Origin of the sequence: Streptomyces thermovulgaris, assembly GCF_002155915.1 — a bacterium.
Classification (GTDB): domain Bacteria; phylum Actinomycetota; class Actinomycetes; order Streptomycetales; family Streptomycetaceae; genus Streptomyces; species Streptomyces thermovulgaris.
Genome location: NZ_MUME01000482.1, coordinates 1 through 1856, shown reverse-complemented (window position 1 = coordinate 1856; position 1856 = coordinate 1). Strand labels below are relative to the sequence as shown.

The 1856-nt window shown below is 72.7% G+C and carries 2 protein-coding genes and 1 pseudogene; all 3 read left to right on the top strand.

The genetic code is table 11. The features are described 5' to 3' along the window. Positions 1–708, top strand: a 708-nt coding sequence (locus tag CCN35_RS26630) for an RsmB/NOP family class I SAM-dependent RNA methyltransferase (RefSeq protein WP_143631861.1), incomplete at its 5' end; no start/stop codon positions are given. 114 nt (positions 709–822) lie between these two features. Further along, positions 823–1509 carry a ribulose-phosphate 3-epimerase gene (rpe, locus tag CCN35_RS26625; protein ID WP_067397700.1) on the top strand — a complete coding sequence of 229 codons (687 nt, stop codon included), beginning with the start codon at positions 823–825 and terminating at the stop codon, positions 1507–1509. Positions 1510–1644: 135 nt separating this feature from the next. Then, positions 1645–1856: pseudogene (locus tag CCN35_RS29825) on the top strand (transcriptional regulator); the annotation flags it as partial.

The window sequence follows — 1856 nt, the reverse complement described above, 5'->3', positions numbered from 1 at the left end:
CTCGCCGAGGGCGGCGAGCCGGGCGCCGTGGCCGCCGTGCGGGAGGGCCGGGCCGGCGTCCAGGACGAGGGCAGCCAGCTCGTCGCCCTCGCCCTGGCGAACGCCCCCCTCGACGGCCCCGACGAGAAGTGGCTCGACGGCTGCGCCGGCCCCGGCGGCAAGGCGGCCCTGCTCGCGGCGCTCGCCGCCGAACGCGGAGCCGTCCTGGTCGCCGCCGAGAAGCAGCACCACCGGGCCGGTCTGGTGGCCCGGGCGCTGGCCGGCAACCCCGGCCCGTACCAGGTGATCACCGCCGACGGCACCCGCCCGGCGTGGCGTCCCGGCAGCTTCGACCGCGTTCTCGTCGACGTCCCCTGCACCGGCCTCGGCGCCCTGCGCCGCCGTCCCGAGGCACGCTGGCGGCGCCGTCCCGAGGACCTGGAGGTCTTCGCCCCGCTCCAGCGCGGTCTGCTGCGCACGGCCCTCGAGTCCGTGCGGGTCGGCGGGGTCGTCGGCTACGCCACCTGCTCGCCCCATCCGGCCGAGACCCGCGCGGTCGTCGCCGACGTGCTCAAGCAGTTCCCCGGGGCCGAGCCGGTCGACGCCCGTCCTCTTCTCGCGGGTCTTGCGGGCGTCCCGGACCTCGGCGACGGCCCCGACGTCCAGCTGTGGCCGCACCGGCACGGGACCGACGCGATGTACCTGGCCCTCGTCCGCCGCACCCGCTGAGGACCGCACCGGCTGAGGACCGCACCGGCTGAGGACCGCGCGGCCGAGGCCGCGTGCGGACGCCCGCCGGGGACCGGCGCGAACAACCGGACCGGGGCATGGCACGCTTGGGGCATGGCCGTGCAGATCAACCCCAGTATCCTGTCCGCCGACTTCGCACGTCTCGCCGAGGAGGCGAAGGCGGTCGAGGGAGCCGACTGGCTCCATGTCGACGTGATGGACAACCATTTCGTCCCGAATCTGACGCTCGGAGTCCCGGTGGTGGAGTCGCTGGCCCGGGCGACGGACATTCCGCTGGACTGCCATCTGATGATCGAGCAGGTCGATCGCTGGGCGCCGCAGTACGTCGAGGCGGGTGCCTCCTCCGTGACCTTCCACGTGGAGGCGGCCTCCGCTCCCGTCCGGCTGGCCCGTGAGATCCGCGCCAAGGGCGCCCGGGCCTCGATGGCCCTCAAGCCCGCCACGCCCATCGAGCCGTACGAGGACCTGCTCCCCGAGCTCGACATGATCCTGATCATGACGGTGGAGCCGGGTTTCGGCGGGCAGGCGTTCCTCGACATCATGCTGCCCAAGATCCGCCGCACCAGGGAGCTGATCAGCAAGCACGGCCTGCAGCTGTGGCTCCAGGTCGACGGCGGGGTGTCGACCGCCACGATCGAGCAGTGCGCGGACGCCGGCGCCGACGTCTTCGTGGCCGGCTCGGCGGTGTACGGGCAGAAGGACCCGGCCGAGGCGGTGCGTGCGCTGCGCGCCCGGGCGGAGGCGGCGACCGCGAAGGCGTCCTGGGCGTGCGGTCACTGAACGGATGACTCGGCGTCACTGAACGAGCGAGGTGTGTGAACGGCTCCCATCAGGACTGATCGAACGCGTCGGATCTGCAAGGATGAACGGCGAGGCCAGAGTGGGAACAGCAGTGAGGAGAGCGCCGTGGCGGGTATGTCAGCGGGCCGATCGGCAATGAGGATGGGACCCGCTGAGTTGGTGCAGGCGGCGGCCATGGCCCGTCGCTTCTACCTCGAGGGCAAGTCCAAGATCCAGATCGCCGAGGAGTTCGGCGTCAGCCGCTTCAAGGTGGCCCGGGTACTGGAGACCGCCCTCGAACGGGATCTTGTCCGCATCGAGATCCGGGTGCCGGCCGAGCTGGACGC

Coding starts and splice junctions, on each gene's coding strand:
- rpe (WP_067397700.1), top strand. CDS start 823: ATGGCCGTGCAGATCAACCCCAGTATCCTGTCCGCCGACTTCGCACGT.